Genomic DNA, 17245 nt, shown 5'->3' on the forward strand with positions numbered 1-17245 from the left:
GGAGGGCGCGAGCCTTCCCCTTCGTCGTTTCAACGGGGGGCGGGAGACGCCGCGCTCCTGTTGCCCCAAATTGGGGCAACCATCAAGATGGTGCAATGAGCGGACAGCCATGGCAGATGTGGGCGGGGCAACTGGCGACCGGGGTGGCCTCGGTCGATGCCGAACTGCGCGTGCGCTGGCTCAATGGCGCGCTGGCCGAGTTGCTGGGCAGCGGCATGCGCAGCGCGGTGGGCCAGCCGCTGGCGCTGTGGCTGCGGTCACCGGACGACCTGGCGCAGGCACGACGCGCCCTGGATGAAACGCGCTTCGTGCAGTTGCGCGAAGCCCTGCTCAACACGTTCGACGAGCGGGTGCTTGAAGCCGACATCGGCCTGCAGCCCGACGCCGACGGCGGCCTGCTGGTCGAGGTGCATGCGCTGGCCGAACGCCAGCGAACGGCGTCGCCGCTGTCCGCCACGCTGCGCGGATTCGCGCACGAGGTGAAGAACCCGCTGGCCGGCCTGCGCGGTGCGGCGCAGCTGCTGCAGCGCCGCGTCGACGGTGCGGAGCTGCAGGCGCTGGCCGGCCTGATCATCGACGAGGCGGACCGCCTTGCCGCGCTGGCGAACCGCTTGCTCCATCACGATGGCGCGGCGCGCCTGGGGGCGGTGGGCATCCATCAGCTGCTCGACCGCCTGAGCGAATTGCTGCAGGCCGAGCCTTCGCCGCCGCGGCTGCGCCACGACTACGACCCCAGCCTGCCCGACGTGCATGGCGATGCGGATCGCCTGCAGCAGGTGCTGCTCAACCTCGCGCGCAACGCGGTGGAGGCGGGTGCGCGCACGCTGGTGCTGCGTACGCGCGCCGAGCATGGCGTGCGCGCCGGCGCGCGCGTGCTGCGCAGCGCCCTGCGCGTGGACGTGATCGACGATGGCCGCGGCGTGCCCGCGGAATTGCGCGACACGCTGTTCGAACCGCTGGTGTCGGGCCGCCCGGATGGCACGGGCCTGGGCCTGGCGCTGTCGCGCGAGATCGCCCGCGAACACGGCGGCGAACTGCGCTGCACCAGCCGTCCGGGCGAGACGGTGTTCTCGTTGTACCTGCCGTTGGAGCGTGGGCATGACTGACGAAATCTGGATCGCCGACGACGATCGCTCGGTACGCTTCGTGCTGGCCGCGGCGCTGCGCGACGCCGGCCTGGCCGTGCGCGAGTTCGACGCGGTCGACGCGGTGCGCAGCGCCCTGCGCAAATCGCGCCCGGCGCTGCTCGTCACCGACGTGCGCATGCCGGGCGACAGCGGGCTGGTCCTGCTCGGGGAGCTCAAGGCACAAGGCATCGGCCCGGTGATCGTGATGAGCGCGTTCACCGACGTGGCCACCACCGCCGCGGCGTATCGTGCGGGCGCGGCGGACTACCTCGCCAAGCCTTTCGACCTCGACCAGGCCGTGGCCACCGTGCGCCGGGTGCTGGCCGACGGCGCGCAGGCCGCGGCCCCGGCCGCGGCGGCGTCACCGACGCACGCGCTGCTGGGCGAGAGCGCGCAGATGCGCGAAGTGTTCCGCCTGATCGGCCGCGTGGCGGCCAGCGACCTCAACGTGCTGGTCACCGGCGAAACCGGCACCGGCAAGGAGCTGGTGGCGCACGCGTTGCACGAGGAAAGCGCGCGCCGCGGCCAGCCCTTCGTGGCGCTCAACACGGCGGCGATCCCCAGCGAACTGCTGGAAAGCGAACTGTTCGGCCACGAGGCGGGCGCCTTCACCGGTGCGCAACGGCGCGTGGCCGGGCGCTTCGAGCAGGCCGAGGGCGGCACGCTGTTCCTCGACGAGATCGGCGACATGCCGCTGGCGCTGCAGACGCGGCTGCTGCGCGTGCTTGCCGGCGGCGAGTTCTACCGCGTGGGTGGGCGCGAGCTGATCCGCTGCAACGTGCGCATCGTCGCCGCCACCCACCAGGATCTCGATGCGTGCGTGGCGAGCGGGCAATTCCGCGCCGACCTCAAGCATCGCCTGGACGTGGTGCGCATCGCGTTGCCGTCGTTGCGCGAACGGCGCGGGGACATCCCGCTGCTGGCGCAGCACTTCCTTGCCGCCGCGGCGCAGGAGCTCAAGCTGCCGCCCAAGCGGTTCGCCAGGGCTGCGCTGAAGGCGCTGGCGCAGCGGGATTTCCCCGGCAACGTGCGCGAGCTGGAAAACCTCTGCCGGCGTCTTGCGGTGATCGCGCCCGGTGCGGAGATCCTGGCCACGGATCTTGGGGCATCGTCGTCGCAAGGTGTCACCGGCGACTGGAGCGATGCCTTGCGCGCATGGGCGGCGCAGGCGCTGGCCGACGGCGAGGCGGAGATCCATGCCCGCGCCCGCGAGACGCTGGACCGAGTGCTGCTGGAAGCGGCGTTGGCTGCGCGTGCCGGGCATCGGCAGAACGCGGCGGCGGCGCTGGGCGTGGGGCGCAATACGCTCACGCGCAAGCTGGGTGCGTCGCGGCAACGCAAGCGCTGATTTTCATGGACTGGCGCCAGCGGCGGATGCCCTCGCGCCATCGCAGGCAACGGGGCGGTCTCGTCCGCCTGCCGGTGGCCGGGCCGCTACTCTTTGGCGACGCGAGGCCCCGAAGCCACTGCCTGTCATCCCGCCATGTCCCATGCCCATGAGGTGCCGGCAACGCGAGTCGCCCCGGCGGCAATCAGCCGCCGCCCGGCTCCCTCTCCACGCGCCGCAGGAATACCCCCATTTCCTTCTCCGCCTGCTTGTCGCCACGCTCCCGCGCCACGGCGATGCCTTGCCGCCAGACCTCGGCGGCGCCAGCGCGATCGTCCAGGGCGAGGCACGCCTTCCCGAGCAGCTTCCACGCCGCCGAATAGCGCGCGTCGAAGCGCAGGGCGTGGCGCAATTCGCCGGTGGCGGCAGCGGCATCGCCGGCGTCGAGCAGCGCATCGCCCAGCGCGTAGCGCAGCAGGGCGCCGTCGCGCGGCCCGTCGCACTGGGCACGCAGGTTGGCGATCAGCGCGTCCTTGCTCACGGCAGCACGCGCGAACGGTTGCCGTCGACGGAATAGACCTGCGGTGGCTGGGTTGGCTCGGGCGGCGTCGTGCCGCTGCGCAGGTCGGCGAGCGTGGCGGCGGGCCACACCACGATCCACGACGAACGGAAGGGCTGGATCAGCAGCGCATAGCGCGCGGCCTGGGCGTCGAGCTGCTCCGGGTGCTCCACGATCACGCCGTCCGGATGTGCCTGGGCGAACGCGGCGATCTGCCGGGTGTTGTTCATCTCCTGGATCGGCTGCGTCAGCCTGCCCTGGAAATGGAACTCGCCCTCGTAGTTGCCGACGTAGCCGATGGCGTGGCCGGCCTGTTCCGCATCGCCGAGCAGTTGCGCAGTGGGGCGCAGTTCGTAGCGCGGCCACATGGTGAGGGTGAACAGGGTGTTGAGTGCCAGCGTGCCGATCAGTCCCGCCACCGCCAGCCGACGCAGTTCGCCGCGCCCGCGCAGCAGCAGCAGCAGGCCCAGCAGCAGGAACAGCACGGCGAAATAGCGGCTGTACGGTGCGCAGGCATCGGGCCATTCGCCATGCAGGTGGTTGCCCGCCACCAGGTCGGGCAGGGCGAACAGCAGCAGCGCGAAGGCGAGGCTGCCGATGCCCAGCGGCCAGGTGCCCAGCCAGCCGGTGCCGGCGAGCCGCGGCCTGCGCTCGCGCAGTATCGCGATGGCCGCGGTGAGCAGCAGCATGGTGCCGGCCAGTTCCGGCAGCAGGTAGTACATCTGCTTGCCGCGCACCAGCGAGAACAGCACGAAGGTGGGCAATACCCAGGCGATGGCGAAACGCAGGCCCGGCTCCAGCGGCTTGCGCAGCATGGCCAGCGCCACCCATGCGCGCGGCCAGGCGAAGAAGGGGAACAGCAGGGCGGGCAGCATCAGCACGTACCAGATCACCGGGCGCGCATGGCTCTGCAGCGGTTCGGCCGTCTGCACGCCGTGCATCACGCGCGCCGCGGTCTGGCTGAAGAGCAGCCGGTGCATGTAGGCCTCGCCGCCAGCGAAGCCGGCCGGCACCGCCCATGCCACCAGCATCGCCAGCCCCAGCAACACGGCCAGCGCGCCACGGCCGTACCAGCGTGCGCGGTGCGTGAGCGCGAAGCCGCTCCAGAACGGGCCGAGCAGCCACGGGAACGCCACGTGCAGCAGCATCACCGGCCCCTTGGTGAGCAGGCCGAAGCCGATGCACAGGCCGAACAGCCACCAGCGCGGTTCCTCGCGGCGCGGGGTGGGCGTGAGGCACAGCAGCGCCGCCAGGGCCCACACCGCCAGCAGCACGTCGTACATGATCTGCAGGCCGAACAGGAAGCTGTAGCTGAGCGCCAGCAGGGTCCACGGCGCGGCCTTGGCCATCCAGGCACGGTTGGGGAACAGGCGGCGCGCGAGCAGCGAGATCAGCACCAGCTCGGTGCCGCCGAAGATCACCTCGAGCACGCGCGGCCACGCGTCGCTGACGCCGGACACCAGCCAGCCGGCGTGGATCAGCCAGAACAGCAGCGGTGCCTTCTCGCTGTACGGCGCGCCGTTGATGTGCGGCACCAGCCAGTGGTGGCCGTGCCACATCTCCCACGCCACCGCCAGCGTGCGCGTGGAATACAGCGGCATCGGGCCGTGCGCGAAGATCGCCAGCAGCGCCACCACCGTCCACAGCGGCAGCCAGGGCCAGAGCGAGCGCAGGTGTTCGGAGCGGCTGTAGGGGCTGAGGGTCACGGGCGGACTCATGGGGGCAACGGCGCGATTCTAGCCGCGCCTGCCTGTAGGAGCGCACCCTGTGCGCGAACGCCCTGATGTCCGATCAGAGCCAAGAGCATTCGCGCACAGGGTGCGCTCCTGCGGATTCAGCGTGGCCAGCGCGCCGGGCCCCAGTAGCCGATGCGGCGGCGGATCTTCAGCTTGCGCCACAGGTTGCCCGGCTTGGCCCGGCGGTTCCTGCCGCCTCTGGTGACGAAGGTGTCGATGGCATCCAGCACGCGTTCGCTGGAGCGGCCGTCACGGTAGGGATGGATGGCGTCGGCGTAGTCGCGGATGGCCTGCATCAGTTCGGGCGGTCGGCTCAAGGCGCGCTCGATCGCCGGCTCGAAATCCTTCGGGTCGTGGATGTCGATCAGCTGCGGGCCGGGGCGCCGGTTGTCGAAGGTCACCACCGGCTTGCCGGTGAGCAGGAACTCGTTGAGCGCGGAGCTGGTGTCCGAGCACATCATGTCCACCTGGCCGAACAGTTCCAGGATGTTGTCGTTCTCGGCGAAGCTGAGGTACTCGTTCTGCAGCGCCTTGAACTTCGCGACCGTCTCCGGGTTCATCTTCGGGTGGAAGCTGACGATCCAGCGCCAGCGGCCGTCGCGCGACAGCCGCTTCACCTCCTCGTACAGCGTCTCCGCCGCGCTCCACGAGGGCGAGAAGGTGGAGTGGTAGAGGATCACCGGCGGCGTGCGCACGGGCGGCACGGCGCCACCGAGTTCGCGCATGAAGGGGTCGATCTTGGGGAAACCCGTTTCGATCACGCTGAAGTGGCCGAGCTGGTCGGCCAGCGCCTGGAACTGCGCGGTGTCGCGCGGGCCGGTGGTGCAGTACAGGTCGAAGAAGCCGCGCACGTAGATGTGCCGCGGCTTGCCGGCGTCGAAGCCGTGGAAGGTCTCCACCTTCACGCCGGGAAAGAAATGCGGCACCGCGTTGGACGAGGTGATCACCGCCAGTGGCTTCCACGCACGCACTTCCTGCACCGTCAGCAGGCGCTCGTCGGCATGCAGGTCCTCCGCGCCGGGGCCGTCGAAGAACCACGCCGCCTCGTCGCCGCGGGCGCGGATCGCGGCCTGGATCGGGCGCAGGATCGCCAGCGCGTAGCGTTCGGAGCCGTAGAGGAGGTAGTGCTTGGGCATGGAGTCGAGTGTTCGAGGGGAGGGCTTAGCTTACTTTGCTCCCTCTCCCCGCTGGGGAGAGGGCTGGGGTGAGGGGCGGTTCTTGCGAGGATTCTGCATCGAAGCAAGACCCGCTTCGACAAGTGCGAGGCAAGCCTTGGCCCCTCACCTCAATCCTCTCCCCAAAGGGGAAAGGAGGCGAACGTGCCATGCCCGTTCGCCCTCTCGGGCTTTGCGGTCACGTGCAGGTCAATGCTCGATGTGGTGCTTGTTCAAGGCGTCGGTCCCTTCCGCGACCGACGCGGGGTTGTTCACCATCTCGTAGTACCGCATGCGCTTGTACAGCGCGTAGCTGGCGGCGGTCTGCGCGATCAGGAAGCCGCGCCAGCCATCGAGGCAGGCCAGCCGGAACACGTAGTCCTTGAGGAAGGCGAGCACGTATACGAACGGCGCCTGCCACATGCGCGCGCCCTTGTGCTTTTCCAGCCAGTCGTGGCACTTCAGCTCCGAGTAGCGCAACACCTTGAGCTGCTTGTGCACCAGCGTGGGGTTGTTGGCATGCTCGAACGGCGCCTTGAACAGGGGTGCGCGGCCTTCGAAGCGCAGCGATTCGTGCACCCTTGCGTCGCTCCAGCGCGCGCGGTTGCGGTGATAGATGCGCGCCAGCTTCTCGCCCACGCTGGGGCGATACCAGCGCAGCGGCCGGCCCATGTAGATGGTGCGCCGGCGCAGGGTCGCCGCGGTGGCATCGCTGGCCATCAGCGCAGGCAGTTCGCGCTCCAGTTCGGCGGCCAGCTCCGGCGACAGCCATTCGTCGGCATCCAGCACCAGGATCCAGTCGTGGCTGCACAGGGTGGTGGCGAAGTTGCGCTGCGGCCCGAAGCCCAGCCAGTCCTGATGCACCACGCGCGCGCCGTGCGCCTGCGCGATGGCCACGGTGTCGTCGTCGCTGCCCGAGTCCACTACCAGCTTCTCGGCCGCGAACGGCACGCTGTCCAGGCAGCGCGCGATGACGGCGGCTTCGTTGCGGGCGATGACGGCGAGGGTGAGTGGCAGGGTGGGCATGCCGGGATTCTAGTCGATGGCCACGGGCATGCCGCCGCCGCGATCCGATTCGCTATGATGGCCCAATCTCCGCGCTGCCTGCAGGCGGCGCGGCCAACCCCTGGGGAGTGTGCGCAACCGTGTTGCCATGCCGAGCATGACAAATCCCGACGAAAAACCCGCGACAGGCCGTCCGCCGACCACCTTTGCGGTGATCGTCACCAGTTACAACTACCGGGCCTTCGTGGCCGAGGCGGTGGAGAAGGCGCTGGCGCAGACGCGCGCGCCCATCCAGGTCATCGTGGTGGACGACGGCTCCACCGACGGTTCGGACGAACTCCTGCGGCAACGCTTCGGTGCGGATCCCCGGGTCACCCTGGTGTGCGCGCCGAATGGCGGGCAACTGCACGCCTTCCAGCGCGGCATCGCCCTGCTCGATGCCGACGTGGCCTGCTTCCTCGACTCCGACGATTGCTGGGAGCCCGACTACCTCGCGCGCCTGGGCGCGCTGTACGACGCCCGCGCGGACGTCGACTTCGTGTTTTCCGACATGCAGTACTTCGACCAGCGCGAGGGCGACCTGAGCTTCCACGCGCGCGAACTCGACCTCGGCTATACCGCGATCAGCACCTATGTGCTCACCTGCTGGTATGGCGCCCCGACCTCGGCGGTTTCCATGCGCGCAGGCTGGGCCCGCCGCGTGCTGGACCTGCCCGAGGCGTTCCGTGCCGACTGGCGCACCTCGCCCGACAACTGTCTGGTGTATGGCGCCAGTGTGCTGGGCGCGCGCAAGTACTACCTGCCCACCGGCTGCGTGCGTTACCGGATGCACGGCAACAACGCCTGGGCTTCCAACCGCAGCGCCGAGCAGGGTTACCTCAACCTGATCCGTACGCGCCGCCTGATCGGCCACTATGCGCACGTCGCGGGTTTCGACGACACGGCCTGCGACATCAAGGCCTGCAAGTACGAGTACCGTACCAAGCCACGCCCGCCGTGGTTCGAGACCACGCGTTACGCCAGGCTGGTGATGATGCGACGGGTCTGGCCGCTGTGGCGCAAGTGGGAGTTCGCCTTGAGCGTGCTGGCGCGTGGCTGGAAATCGCGCCGCGCCTGAATGCCATCAACCGAGCAACGACCATAGACCCATGCGCATCAGCGTCGCCGTCATAACCTACAACTGGCCCAGGGCGCTGGAACAGGTGCTGCGCGCGCTGGCCGCGCAGACCGAGCTGCCCTACGAGGTGATCGTCACCGACGACGGTTCGCGCGAGGAATCCCGGCAGCTGGTCGAGCGGCTGGCTGTCGACTATCCGACGCGGCTGGTCTACCTGTGGCAGCCCGACGATGGCGCGCGCATGAGCCGGGCGCGCAATCGCGCCATCGCCGCCGCGCAGGGGGACTACGTGATCCTGCTCGACGGCGACATGGTGGCCGAGAGCCATTTCATCGCCGACCACCGCCGCTTCGCCCGGCCAGGCTGCTTCGTGCAGGGGTCGCGCGTGCTGACCAGCGCGGAGCTGGCGCACCGTCTCCTGGACGGCGCGGCGATGCCGGGCTTCTTCACGCGCGGCATCGAGCGGCGCCGGCATACCCTGCGCATTCCGCTGCTGGCGCACTGCTATGCACGGCCGAGCACCAAGCGGCGTGGCATCAAGAGCTGCAACATGGGCTTCTGGCGCGACGACCTGCTGCGGCTGAATGGTTTCAACGAGGCGATGACGGGTTGGGGCCGCGAGGATACCGAACTGGTCGTGCGCGCCTTCCATGCCGGCCTGCTGCGCCGCGAGTTGCGTTTCGGCGCCCTGGCCACGCATATCTACCACCCTACGCGCAAGCAGACGGTCGACAATCCCAACGATCGCATTCTCGACGACACGCGGGCGCGGCGGCTGGTGCGCTGCGAACTCGGCGTGGAGCAGCACCTGGGCGAGTTTGCCGTGCCGCCCGTTGACGTGCGTGCGCTGGTGCAGACAGAGGGTGTCCTGGCCGCGGATATCTGAGCGGGCACCCGAAAGCCATGCTGCCTGGAGGAGTGCGGATCAGAGCGGGTGGTTGAAGATGGATGCGTACACCGCGCAGCTCCAGGCGAGCCACTTGATGCAATGCTTGCGCTGCAACAGCAGCGCGTAGGCGGCAGTGGCGAACGGCGCTGCCATCTGGAGCTTGGCGACATGCCGTCGTGCGGCATGCGCACCCAGGTATTTGCGGATCGCCATGTGGCGTGAGCGCGCGTAGTGGTAGTGCTTCGTGAAACTCGTCCGCAGGCTTGGCGCCGATGAAGCGTTGCCAGGATGCAGCACCTTCGCAGCCGGTTCCAGCAGGCATTCGTAACCCGCGTCGTGCAGGCGCAGGCAGAGGTCGTCATCCTCGTAGTAGAGGAAAAAGCGCTCGTCGAAGCCGCCGACTTCCTTGAATACCTCCACGCGCAGGAGCAGGCAGCAGCCGGGCACCCAACGGACGGAGCAGGTGGCGTCCGGCACGCGATAGGGCATTTTCGCCACCATTTCGTAGAAGGCCGGGCGGTAGGATTTTCGCGGCGTATGGCTGTCGCGCCAGCCTTGGGGTGCCGCGATGGCGGCATCCGGGTAGCGGCGCAGCGTATCGAGCAAGGTCAACAACGTCGCCGGCTCGATCCGGCAATCGGGGTTCAGGAGCAAGGCGTAAGGGGTGGCGACTTGCGCCATGGCTTCGTTGTTCGCGCAGCCGAAGCCCGCATTGCCCGCACGCTCGATGATCCGTGCCTGCGGAAGCCGTTCGCGCAGGGCTCCGGCCGTGCCATCGCTGCTGCCGTTGTCGATCACCAGCACTTTCGGAAAGAGCCGCAGCATGTCTGCCAGCTCGTCCACCAGGCCGTGGCTCTGGTAGGTGACGCAGACGAGGGTGACCTGCTGGAGGATGTCGTGATCCATCACGTGGCTTCTTCTTTATGAGGTTCGGCGCCGCTGGCCGTACCGGCGCCGGCCAGCGGGATGCATGCCAGCAGGAGGATGAACATGTGGCGATGCGAGAAATCGGCCCACAGGCAATTGGCCAGCCCGGCCGTGAGGTAGATCAGCAGCAGGCAGGCGTAGAAATCCCGGTACGGCGAGGCCAGGCGGGAGATGTAGCGCGCCAATGCAGCCAGCAGCCCGAGGAACACGGCCAGGCCCACGATGCCCTGTTCGGACAGGATCAGCAGCATCTCCTGGTGGGGGTGGCCCATCAGGAACTTGTCGTAGTCAGGCATCCCCTCGATGGATTGCTTGTACAGCGGGAACCATTGGCTGAGCCCATGGCCGAACACGGGCGCACTGGCGATGATGGGCAACGTGTGCTGCCACAGTTCGAGACGGATGCCGGTGGAGGTCGGCGTGCTCTGGTCGATGTACGCTTCGGTTTCGTGCGTGACGGACAGCAGCAGGCGTTGGCGTATGGGAGAGGCGTAACAGGCCATGGCCAGGCCGGCAAGGATCAATCCGGCCCCGGCCCACCTGGTGCGGCGGTCCAGGCGCCAGTGATCGCACAGGCGCCAGGCCCAATAGGCGAGCAGCGGCACCAGGGTGAGATAGGCGGTACGGCTTTCCAGTACGGCGATCACGTTGATGAGCGCCAGTATCGCCAGCGTGTAAAGCAGGCGCCGGTGTGGCCGCGAGCGCGTGACCAGCGCGGCGGCCAGGGCCATGGACCCGAGCACCAGCACATCCAGGCCTTGCTGGGTGTACTCCTTGAACAGGGTGTTGCGCATCTGCGGCAATTCGTGGACGACGGGGCGCTGCGGCAGGAGGCCGAAGTCCATGCCGTAGGAAGCCAGCAGTACGAGCGTCATGGCGAGGGCGAAGGCCAGCAACGCCCGGTTGCGCCATTGCGCGGTACGCAGCAGCGAGCCCAGCACCAGCGGGTACCAGCAGGCCCATACGAATGAATCCATCCGCGGTACGCTCGAGGCGCCCAGCCAGGTATGCGCGGCGCTCAGCATCAGCACCGCCCACCAGACCAGGGCACCCTGCGCCACGGGGTGGCGCGCCGCATCCCTCCAGCGCTGGCGCATGTCGCTGCCCAGCAGGGAAAGGACAACGCTGAGCACGATGGTTACGTTGGTTGCAGGCTTGTTCAACGTAACGAAAAACAGGCTGGCGACCGCACACCATTGACCCGCGGCCAGCATTGTCCTGCGCAAACGCGACGACGGGATGCCTGCAGCTGTGTCCATGGCCGGCATGACTGTCACCTGGGATGGGGAAGGTGACGGTCGATGCGACAGCCATGACGGCCATCGTGCAACTCGGCAACGCAAGTCAGAGTTTTCATCCATGAAACTTTAGCCACCGGTTTTGCAACGCTAAGTGTACTGGGTGTATCGGGCGGTGCAGCTGTTTAACTCCAAGACAGGCTCACGCCAAACCGCTTGTCACAATGACGAATCCTCTTCCTCGTCATCCGGTGCGGCGTGCGGCGTGCAACCCGGCACCAGCGCATCGGCCTTGAACATCCACCAGTCGCGCTGGTTGGCGTGGCCCAGGGAAATTGCCTTGGCGCGAACCACGCAATCGCCCATCGCCGGCTGCTGCACGAACAGCCAGCGCGTGGCCGGCGACTGCGCCTGCCACTGCACGGCACGCGCGAACTGGATGTGCCAGGGCTGCTTGAAACCGAAGTCGGCGGCGGGGCGATCCAGCATCAGCAGGTCCTGCTCGACCCATGCCACCAGGCCGACTTCGTCCTGTGGACCGAGGTGGCCGCGCACGTCGGCCATCAGCGCGGAGGCCGAACTGGAGGGATTGAGCAGCGGCACTGCCCAGCATCCCCATGCCAGCCACAGCGCGGCCATGCCGCCGCATACCGCCCACACGGCACGGCGCGCGCGCAGCGCGGCGACGAGGCCCAGCTGTACCGCGCCCAGCAGCACGCACATCCACCACAGCGCCGAGCCGCCGCGGGCCAGGTCGTGCTCGGCGGCGAACCGCGCCACCCGGGGGGCGTGCGACAGCAGCGCATAGCCGCCCAGCGCCAGCATCGCCGCGCCCAGCACGGCGATGAAGGCGAGGCCCGCCACGCGCAGCCAGCGTTTTGGCAGCAATTCGTCCACGAACGGAGCGCAGGCCAGCGCCAGCATCGGCAGCGCGGGCAGGATGTAGACGTCGCGCTTGCCCGGCGAGGCGCTGAAGAACACCAGCACCAGCAGTACCCAGCCCAGCGGCAGCAGCACGCGCGCCTCGCCCTGCCGCAGCGCCTGCCGCCAGCGTGGCAGGCAGCCGGGGTAAAGCAGCGAAAGCGGCAACCAGCTGAACAACAGGATCGGGATGTAGTACCACCACGCATGGATGTGGTGCCATGCGTTGGCGTAACGCTTCGCGGTCTGGTGCAACAGGATGTCGTTGACGTAGGCCGCGTACGCGGGATCGCCGGCGCGCGCATGCGCGGCCAGCAGCATCGGCACCAGCCACAGCGCGATGGCCGCCAGCGTTGTCGCCAGTCCAAGCAGCCAGCGCCACCACACGCCGCGCCCCGGCCGCGCCACGCCATCCCAGCGGCGGTACGCAGCCCACGCATAGGGAACCAGCATCAACAGGGCGAGGAAGCCCACGCCCTTGGTGATGACGCCCAGCCCGGCGCAGAAGCAGCCGAACCAGTACATCGGCCAGTTGGCACTCGTCCCGTGGTCGGGTGGCGCCAGCAGGTGCCGCAGCAGGCCCCAGTTCGCGGCCGTGATCAGGAACATCACCAGCGGATCGATCTGCGCGCGCTGGCTCTGGTAGGTGAACTGGAAGGCCAGCAGCAGGCCGCCGGCCGCGTACAGGCCGATGCGCCGGTTCCACAGGCGGCGGCCGAGGTCGTACACCAGCAGCAGCGTGCCCAGTCCCGCCAGCAGCGAAGGCAGCATGAAGGCCAGCCGCCACCAGCGCACCAGCTCGAAGCTGGCGGCTTCCGCCCACATCAGCATCGGCGGCTTGTCCGCGTACAGTTCGCTGCCGCGGTGCGGGAACAGCCAGTCGCCGCTCTCCACCATCTGCTTCGCGGCCAGCGTGAAGCGCGGTTCGTCCGAAGGCCAGGGATCGCGCAGGCCGACGCCGGCGCCCAGGATCACCAGTGCGATCAGCAGCAGCAGCCAGAAGCGGCGGCGTTCCTGCGGGGTGGCCTGGGTGAGAGCGGACATGGAGCAACTCGGAAGGATGGTGAGTTTCGTGCTTTCGCCTCTCCCGCTTGCGGGAGAGGCTGCCCGGCAGGGCTGGAGAGGGTGTTTTCGTCTGGACGCGCGGCGCCGCCGCGACCCGCTCCCGCCTTCGGCGCCCTCTCCCGCAAGCGGGAGAGGGGACTATGGATCAGCGTTTTTCGAGCATCGCATAGTACATGCCGTCGAGATCGCCATCGCCCGGCAGGATCTGCCAGCCGACGGCGGCGGCCTGTCCCGCGGGCAGGGCGGACGGCACGGCATGTGCGTCGGCATGCGTGGCGAGAAAGGGTGCCACCACCGCCTCGTTCTCCGCGCGCAGCAGCGAGCAGGTGATGTAGAGCAGCCGGCCGCCCGGCGCCAGCAATGGCCACAGCGCTTCGAGGATGCGTCGCTGCTGCGCTGCCAGCGCGGGAATGTCGTCCGCGCGCCGGTGCAGGCGCACGTCCGGACGGCGGCGCAGCACGCCGGTGGCGGAGCAGGGCGCGTCGACCAGGATACGGTCGAAGGGCTGGCCGTCCCACCACGTGGATGGATCGCCGGCATCGCCCACGACCACCTCGGCCTGGAGATGCAGGCGGGCGAGGTTTTCGCGGATGCGTTCGGCGCGCCTTGGCTCGAATTCCAGCGCGGTGAGCGCGACGTCCGCACGCTCCAGCAGGTGGCAGGCCTTGCCGCCGGGTGCGGCGCAGGCGTCCAGCACGCGCTGGCCGGCGTGCACGTCGGCAAGGTCGGCAGCGACCTGGGCCGCGCCATCCTGCACCGCGAACAGGCCATCGGCAAAGCCGGGCAGGCGGGTCACGTCGGTGCTGTGCGGCAGCACGATGGCATCGGTCAGCCAGGCATGCGCTTCGGCCGTCTGGTCGTCCAGGCGCAGGCGCTCGAGCAAGGCCTCGCGGCGGGTGCGGCGGCGGTTCGCGCGCAGCATCAACGGCGGCTCGCGGTTGTCCGCCGCCATGATCGTTTCGGCCTGCAGGGGCCAGTCGCGTGCGATGGCGTCGGCCAGCCAGCGCGGATGGGCATGGCGGGTTTCCGCTTTCGCATCGAGTGCGGCGAGGTGCGTGGCGCGCTCGCGCTGCCAGCGGCGCAACACCGCGTTCACCAGGCCTGCGAGCTGCGGGCGCTTCAATGCGCGCACGGCTTCCACGGTGGCCGCCACCGCGGCGTAATCGGCCAGCTCAAGCACCTCCAGTTGCACCAGGCCAAGCACCAGCAGGGCATGTACCGCCGGTTCCTTCTTGCGCAACGGGCGATCCAGCAGGCGATCTAGCGCGGCATCGAAACGCGGCCACCAGCGCGCGCCGTCGCTGACCAGCGCCATCAGCAGGGCACGGTCACGCGGGTCGGGGAGTCTTTGCGCGTGGCGATCCATCGCTTCGCGCAGCGAGGCGCCGTGCAGGGCAATGTCGGCGAGGGTTTTCGCGGCGAGGGCGCGCGTGTCGTTCATGGTGGGCGCGGGGAACGCAACTCGGGGCGCGCGTTGAGGTAATCCGCCGCGCTGATGCGCCGGCCGCCCGCGCGCTGCAGTGCAGTGATGCGGAGCGTGCCCTCGCCGCAGGCGATGGCTATGCCTTCGCGGCCCGCGGCGATCACGCGGCCTGCTTCGCCTGCCTGTGAAGGCCCGACGGCGCGTGCCGCCCAGACCCGCACCCGCTCGCCGGCAAGCTCCGCATCGCTGCCGGGCCATGGATCGAAGGCGCGCACCTGGCGTTCCAGCGCGATGGCGGGGCGGCTGAAGTCCAGCGCCGACTCAGCCTTGTCCAGCTTGTGCGCATAGACGACGCCTTCGGCGACCTGCGGCGTGGCGGTCAGCATTGCGCCGGCCAGCACGCGGGCCAAGCCATCGGCCAGGGCCTCGGCGCCCAATGCGGCGAGGCGATCATGCAGCGTGCCGCCGGTGTCGTCGCCAGTGATCGCCGTGCGCTTTTCCAGCAGCACGGGGCCGGTGTCCAGGCCCGCCTCCATCTGCATCAGGCCCACGCCAGTCTCGCTGTCGCCGGCGAGGATGGCGCGCTGGATCGGCGCCGCGCCGCGCCAGCGCGGCAGCAGGCTGGCGTGCACGTTCCAGCAGCCCAGGCGCGGGATCGCCAGCACCTTGCGCGGCAGGATCAGGCCGTAGGCCACCACCACCATCAGGTCGGGCCGGTACGCGGCCAGCGTGGCCTGCGCTTCGGCGGTCTTCAGCGTTTCCGGTTGCTCGACGGCGATGCCGGCAGCCAGCGCCGCCTGCTTCACCGGGCTGGGCGCGAGCTTGCGGCCGCGGCCGGCAGGGCGGTCGGGCTGGGTGTAGACGGCCACCACCTCGGCGCCGCTGGCGCGGCAGGCTTCGAGGCAGGGGACGGCGAATTCCGGGGTGCCGGCGAAGACGACCCGCAGGGGTCGGGCGCTCAAGCGCTGGCCGCCTGCTTGCGCTGCTTTTCCAGGCGCTTGAGCAGCAGCGAACGCTTCAGCGGCGAGAGGTAGTCCACGAACACCTTGCCGTCGAGGTGGTCCAGCTCGTGCTGCACGGCCACGGCCTGCGGGCCTTCGGCCTCGTAGAAGAACGCCTGGCCGTCGGCGTCCTGCGCCTTCACCTTCACCTTCAGCGCACGGGTGACGTCGGCGTAGATGCCGGGGAAGGACAGGCAGCCCTCCTGGTACACCTGCGCGCCGTCCTTTTCCACGATCTCGGCGTTGACCAGCACCAGCGGCTGGTCGCGCTCGTCGCTCATGTCGATCACCAGCACGCGCTGGTGCACGTCCACCTGGGTGGCGGCCAGGCCCACGCCGTTGGCGGCGTACATGGTTTCGAACATGTCGGCGACGAGCCGCTTCAGCTGGGCGTCGAACACGGCGACCGGCGCAGCCCTGGTGCGCAGGCGGGGGTCGGGGAATTCGAGGATGGTGAGCACGGACATGCCGGCTATTGTAGTACGCCGCTTCCGGACGGGGTCACGTCCGGGGAATTCTGCGAACCGCGGCCGATTGCACGGCTTAATGCTTCGGTTACACTCGCCACAATCACGGGGAGAGGGGATCCCACCCATGCTCAAGAAAGCCTTCACGGTGCTGGCTGGCACCATGGTCGCGGCAGCGGTGTGCGCCGCCGGTGCTTCGCAGCTGCGCAGCAGTCACCCCGATTCCTATACCGTGCGCCGCGGCGACACGTTGTGGGGCATCTCGGCCAAGTTCCTGGTCAAGCCCTGGCTGTGGCCGGAAATCTGGCAGGCCAACCCGCAGGTGCGCAATCCGCACCTGATCTACCCGGGCGACGTGCTCAACCTCTCCTTCATCAACGGTGGCCCGGCGCTGAGGCTGGAACCCGGCGTGCACGACGACGATGCCGTGCCGGCGATCCCGCTGGATGCCGTGAAGACCTTCCTGAAAGACCTGCGCGTGATGGATTCCAGCGCGGCCAGCAAGGCGCCCTACGTGGTCGGCCTGGAAGAGAACCAACTGGACGGCAGCTCGGGCCAGAACATCTACGTGCGTGGCCTGGACAGCCAGCCCGGCCAGCGCTGGGCCATCGTGCGGCCCGAGCACCTGTTCCGCGGCTATGACGACGGCAATGGCGGCACCTCGGTCTTCGGCGACGAGCTGTACGCCAATGCGGCGCTGGTGCGGTCGCCGTGGGAGGAGGACTTCAACAATGGCTCCGGCCAGTACCGCCATGGCAAGGACATGGGCCTCGAGGTGAAGGTGATCGGCACGGCCGAGACGCTGCGCACTGGCGATCCGACCACCCTGCTGGTGCTCGAGTCCACCTCGGAAATCCACAAGGGCGATCGCCTGATGCCGGTGGATGACAACCCCTACGACCCGAGCTTCTTCCCGCATCCGCCGAAGAGCCTGCCCAAGGACGGTCGCGTGATCGCGTTCACCGGCGCGATGGATGCGGTGGGCCCGCACCAGGTGGTGGCGCTGTCGGTGGGTTCGGCCGATGGCGTGGACAACGGCACCACCTTCGCCGTCTGGCAGCCCGGCGAGAACATCCATGACGACGTGGCCGGCAGCAGCTGGCGCCGTGGCGTGGGCCCGCGCGTCACCCTGCCGGACGAATACGTCGGCCACGTGATGGTGTTCCGCACCTTCGACCACGTCAGCTACGGCCTGGTGATGGACGGCCTGCGCCCGGTGAAGAAGGGCGCCAAGCTGCAGTTGCCGGAATGACGCTTGCCCGCCTCTTCCCGTCGGGAAGAGGCGCCGG

15 protein-coding genes are annotated in these 17245 nt (G+C 69.0%); 5 read left to right on the plus strand and 10 right to left on the minus strand.

What is annotated here, in order from left to right; translation table 11 throughout:
* Nucleotides 1–95: 95 nt before the first annotated feature.
* Both IHE47_RS17505 and ntrC read left to right on the plus strand, forming a co-directional pair.
* Nucleotides 96–1106, plus strand: coding sequence for an ATP-binding protein (locus IHE47_RS17505; protein ID WP_192108231.1), 1011 nt, complete (start codon nucleotides 96–98; stop codon nucleotides 1104–1106).
* Nucleotides 1099–2475 (plus strand): nitrogen regulation protein NR(I), encoded by a 1377-nt coding sequence (gene ntrC, locus IHE47_RS17510; protein WP_192108233.1) that lies wholly within the window; start codon nucleotides 1099–1101, stop codon nucleotides 2473–2475. Before IHE47_RS17505 ends, ntrC begins: the two co-directional genes overlap by 8 nt.
* A 184-nt stretch (nucleotides 2476–2659) precedes the next feature.
* Here ntrC and IHE47_RS17515 read toward each other — a convergent pair whose 3' ends face one another.
* The 4 genes from IHE47_RS17515 to IHE47_RS17530 form a co-directional block, all read right to left on the minus strand.
* Nucleotides 2660–2995, minus strand: a complete 336-nt coding sequence (locus tag IHE47_RS17515) for a hypothetical protein (RefSeq protein WP_192108235.1) — start codon at nucleotides 2993–2995, stop codon at nucleotides 2660–2662.
* Entirely contained in the window at nucleotides 2992–4731 is a 1740-nt protein-coding gene (locus tag IHE47_RS17520; RefSeq protein ID WP_192108237.1) for a glycosyltransferase family 39 protein, read from the minus strand. The genes IHE47_RS17515 and IHE47_RS17520 overlap by 4 nt, the downstream gene beginning before the upstream one ends.
* Before the next feature lie 116 nt (nucleotides 4732–4847).
* The gene (locus IHE47_RS17525; protein WP_192108239.1) at nucleotides 4848–5885 is read right to left on the minus strand and encodes a CDP-glycerol glycerophosphotransferase family protein; all 1038 of its coding nucleotides are present in this window, start codon (nucleotides 5883–5885) and stop codon (nucleotides 4848–4850) included.
* Nucleotides 5886–6113: 228 nt separating this feature from the next.
* The gene (locus tag IHE47_RS17530; RefSeq protein ID WP_192108241.1) at nucleotides 6114–6929 is read right to left on the minus strand and encodes a glycosyltransferase family 2 protein; all 816 of its coding nucleotides are present in this window, start codon (nucleotides 6927–6929) and stop codon (nucleotides 6114–6116) included.
* A 127-nt stretch (nucleotides 6930–7056) separates the two neighbouring features.
* Between IHE47_RS17530 and IHE47_RS17535 the strand changes: the two genes are divergently transcribed.
* Together IHE47_RS17535 and IHE47_RS17540 are read left to right on the plus strand one after the other, a co-directional pair.
* Entirely contained in the window at nucleotides 7057–8025 is a 969-nt protein-coding gene (locus tag IHE47_RS17535; RefSeq protein WP_225562045.1) for a glycosyltransferase, read from the plus strand.
* A gap of 31 nt (nucleotides 8026–8056) precedes the next feature.
* Nucleotides 8057–8911 (plus strand): glycosyltransferase family 2 protein, encoded by an 855-nt coding sequence (locus tag IHE47_RS17540; protein ID WP_192108243.1) that lies wholly within the window; start codon nucleotides 8057–8059, stop codon nucleotides 8909–8911.
* 39 nt (nucleotides 8912–8950) lie between these two features.
* Here the strand turns inward: IHE47_RS17540 and IHE47_RS17545 are convergent, their stop codons facing one another.
* The 6 genes from IHE47_RS17545 to def all read right to left on the minus strand — a co-directional run bounded on the left by IHE47_RS17545 (nucleotide 8951) and on the right by def (nucleotide 15956).
* The gene (locus IHE47_RS17545) at nucleotides 8951–9820 is read right to left on the minus strand and encodes a glycosyltransferase family 2 protein (protein ID WP_192108245.1); all 870 of its coding nucleotides are present in this window, start codon (nucleotides 9818–9820) and stop codon (nucleotides 8951–8953) included.
* On the minus strand, nucleotides 9820–11004 hold the full coding sequence (locus tag IHE47_RS17550; RefSeq protein WP_192108247.1) for an O-antigen ligase family protein: 1185 nt from the start codon (nucleotides 11002–11004) through the stop codon (nucleotides 9820–9822). Before IHE47_RS17550 ends, IHE47_RS17545 begins: the two co-directional genes overlap by 1 nt.
* A gap of 294 nt (nucleotides 11005–11298) precedes the next feature.
* Nucleotides 11299–13044 carry a glycosyltransferase family 39 protein gene (locus IHE47_RS17555; RefSeq protein WP_192108249.1) on the minus strand — a complete coding sequence of 582 codons (1746 nt, stop codon included), beginning with the start codon at nucleotides 13042–13044 and terminating at the stop codon, nucleotides 11299–11301.
* A 166-nt stretch (nucleotides 13045–13210) separates the two neighbouring features.
* Entirely contained in the window at nucleotides 13211–14506 is a 1296-nt protein-coding gene (gene rsmB / locus IHE47_RS17560; RefSeq protein ID WP_192108251.1) for a 16S rRNA (cytosine(967)-C(5))-methyltransferase RsmB, read from the minus strand.
* Nucleotides 14503–15450: a methionyl-tRNA formyltransferase gene (gene fmt, locus IHE47_RS17565; protein ID WP_192108253.1), complete on the minus strand. Its 948-nt coding sequence runs from the start codon at nucleotides 15448–15450 to the stop codon at nucleotides 14503–14505. The genes rsmB and fmt overlap by 4 nt, the downstream gene beginning before the upstream one ends.
* Nucleotides 15447–15956: a peptide deformylase gene (gene def / locus IHE47_RS17570; RefSeq protein WP_192108255.1), complete on the minus strand. Its 510-nt coding sequence runs from the start codon at nucleotides 15954–15956 to the stop codon at nucleotides 15447–15449. The genes fmt and def overlap by 4 nt, the downstream gene beginning before the upstream one ends.
* 127 nt (nucleotides 15957–16083) lie before the next feature.
* Between def and IHE47_RS17575 the strand changes: the two genes are divergently transcribed.
* Nucleotides 16084–17208, plus strand: a complete 1125-nt coding sequence (locus IHE47_RS17575; RefSeq protein WP_192108257.1) for a LysM domain-containing protein — start codon at nucleotides 16084–16086, stop codon at nucleotides 17206–17208.
* Nucleotides 17209–17245: the final 37 nt, after the last annotated feature.

This window comes from Rhodanobacter sp. DHB23 (assembly GCF_014842975.1).
Lineage (GTDB): Bacteria > Pseudomonadota > Gammaproteobacteria > Xanthomonadales > Rhodanobacteraceae > Rhodanobacter_A.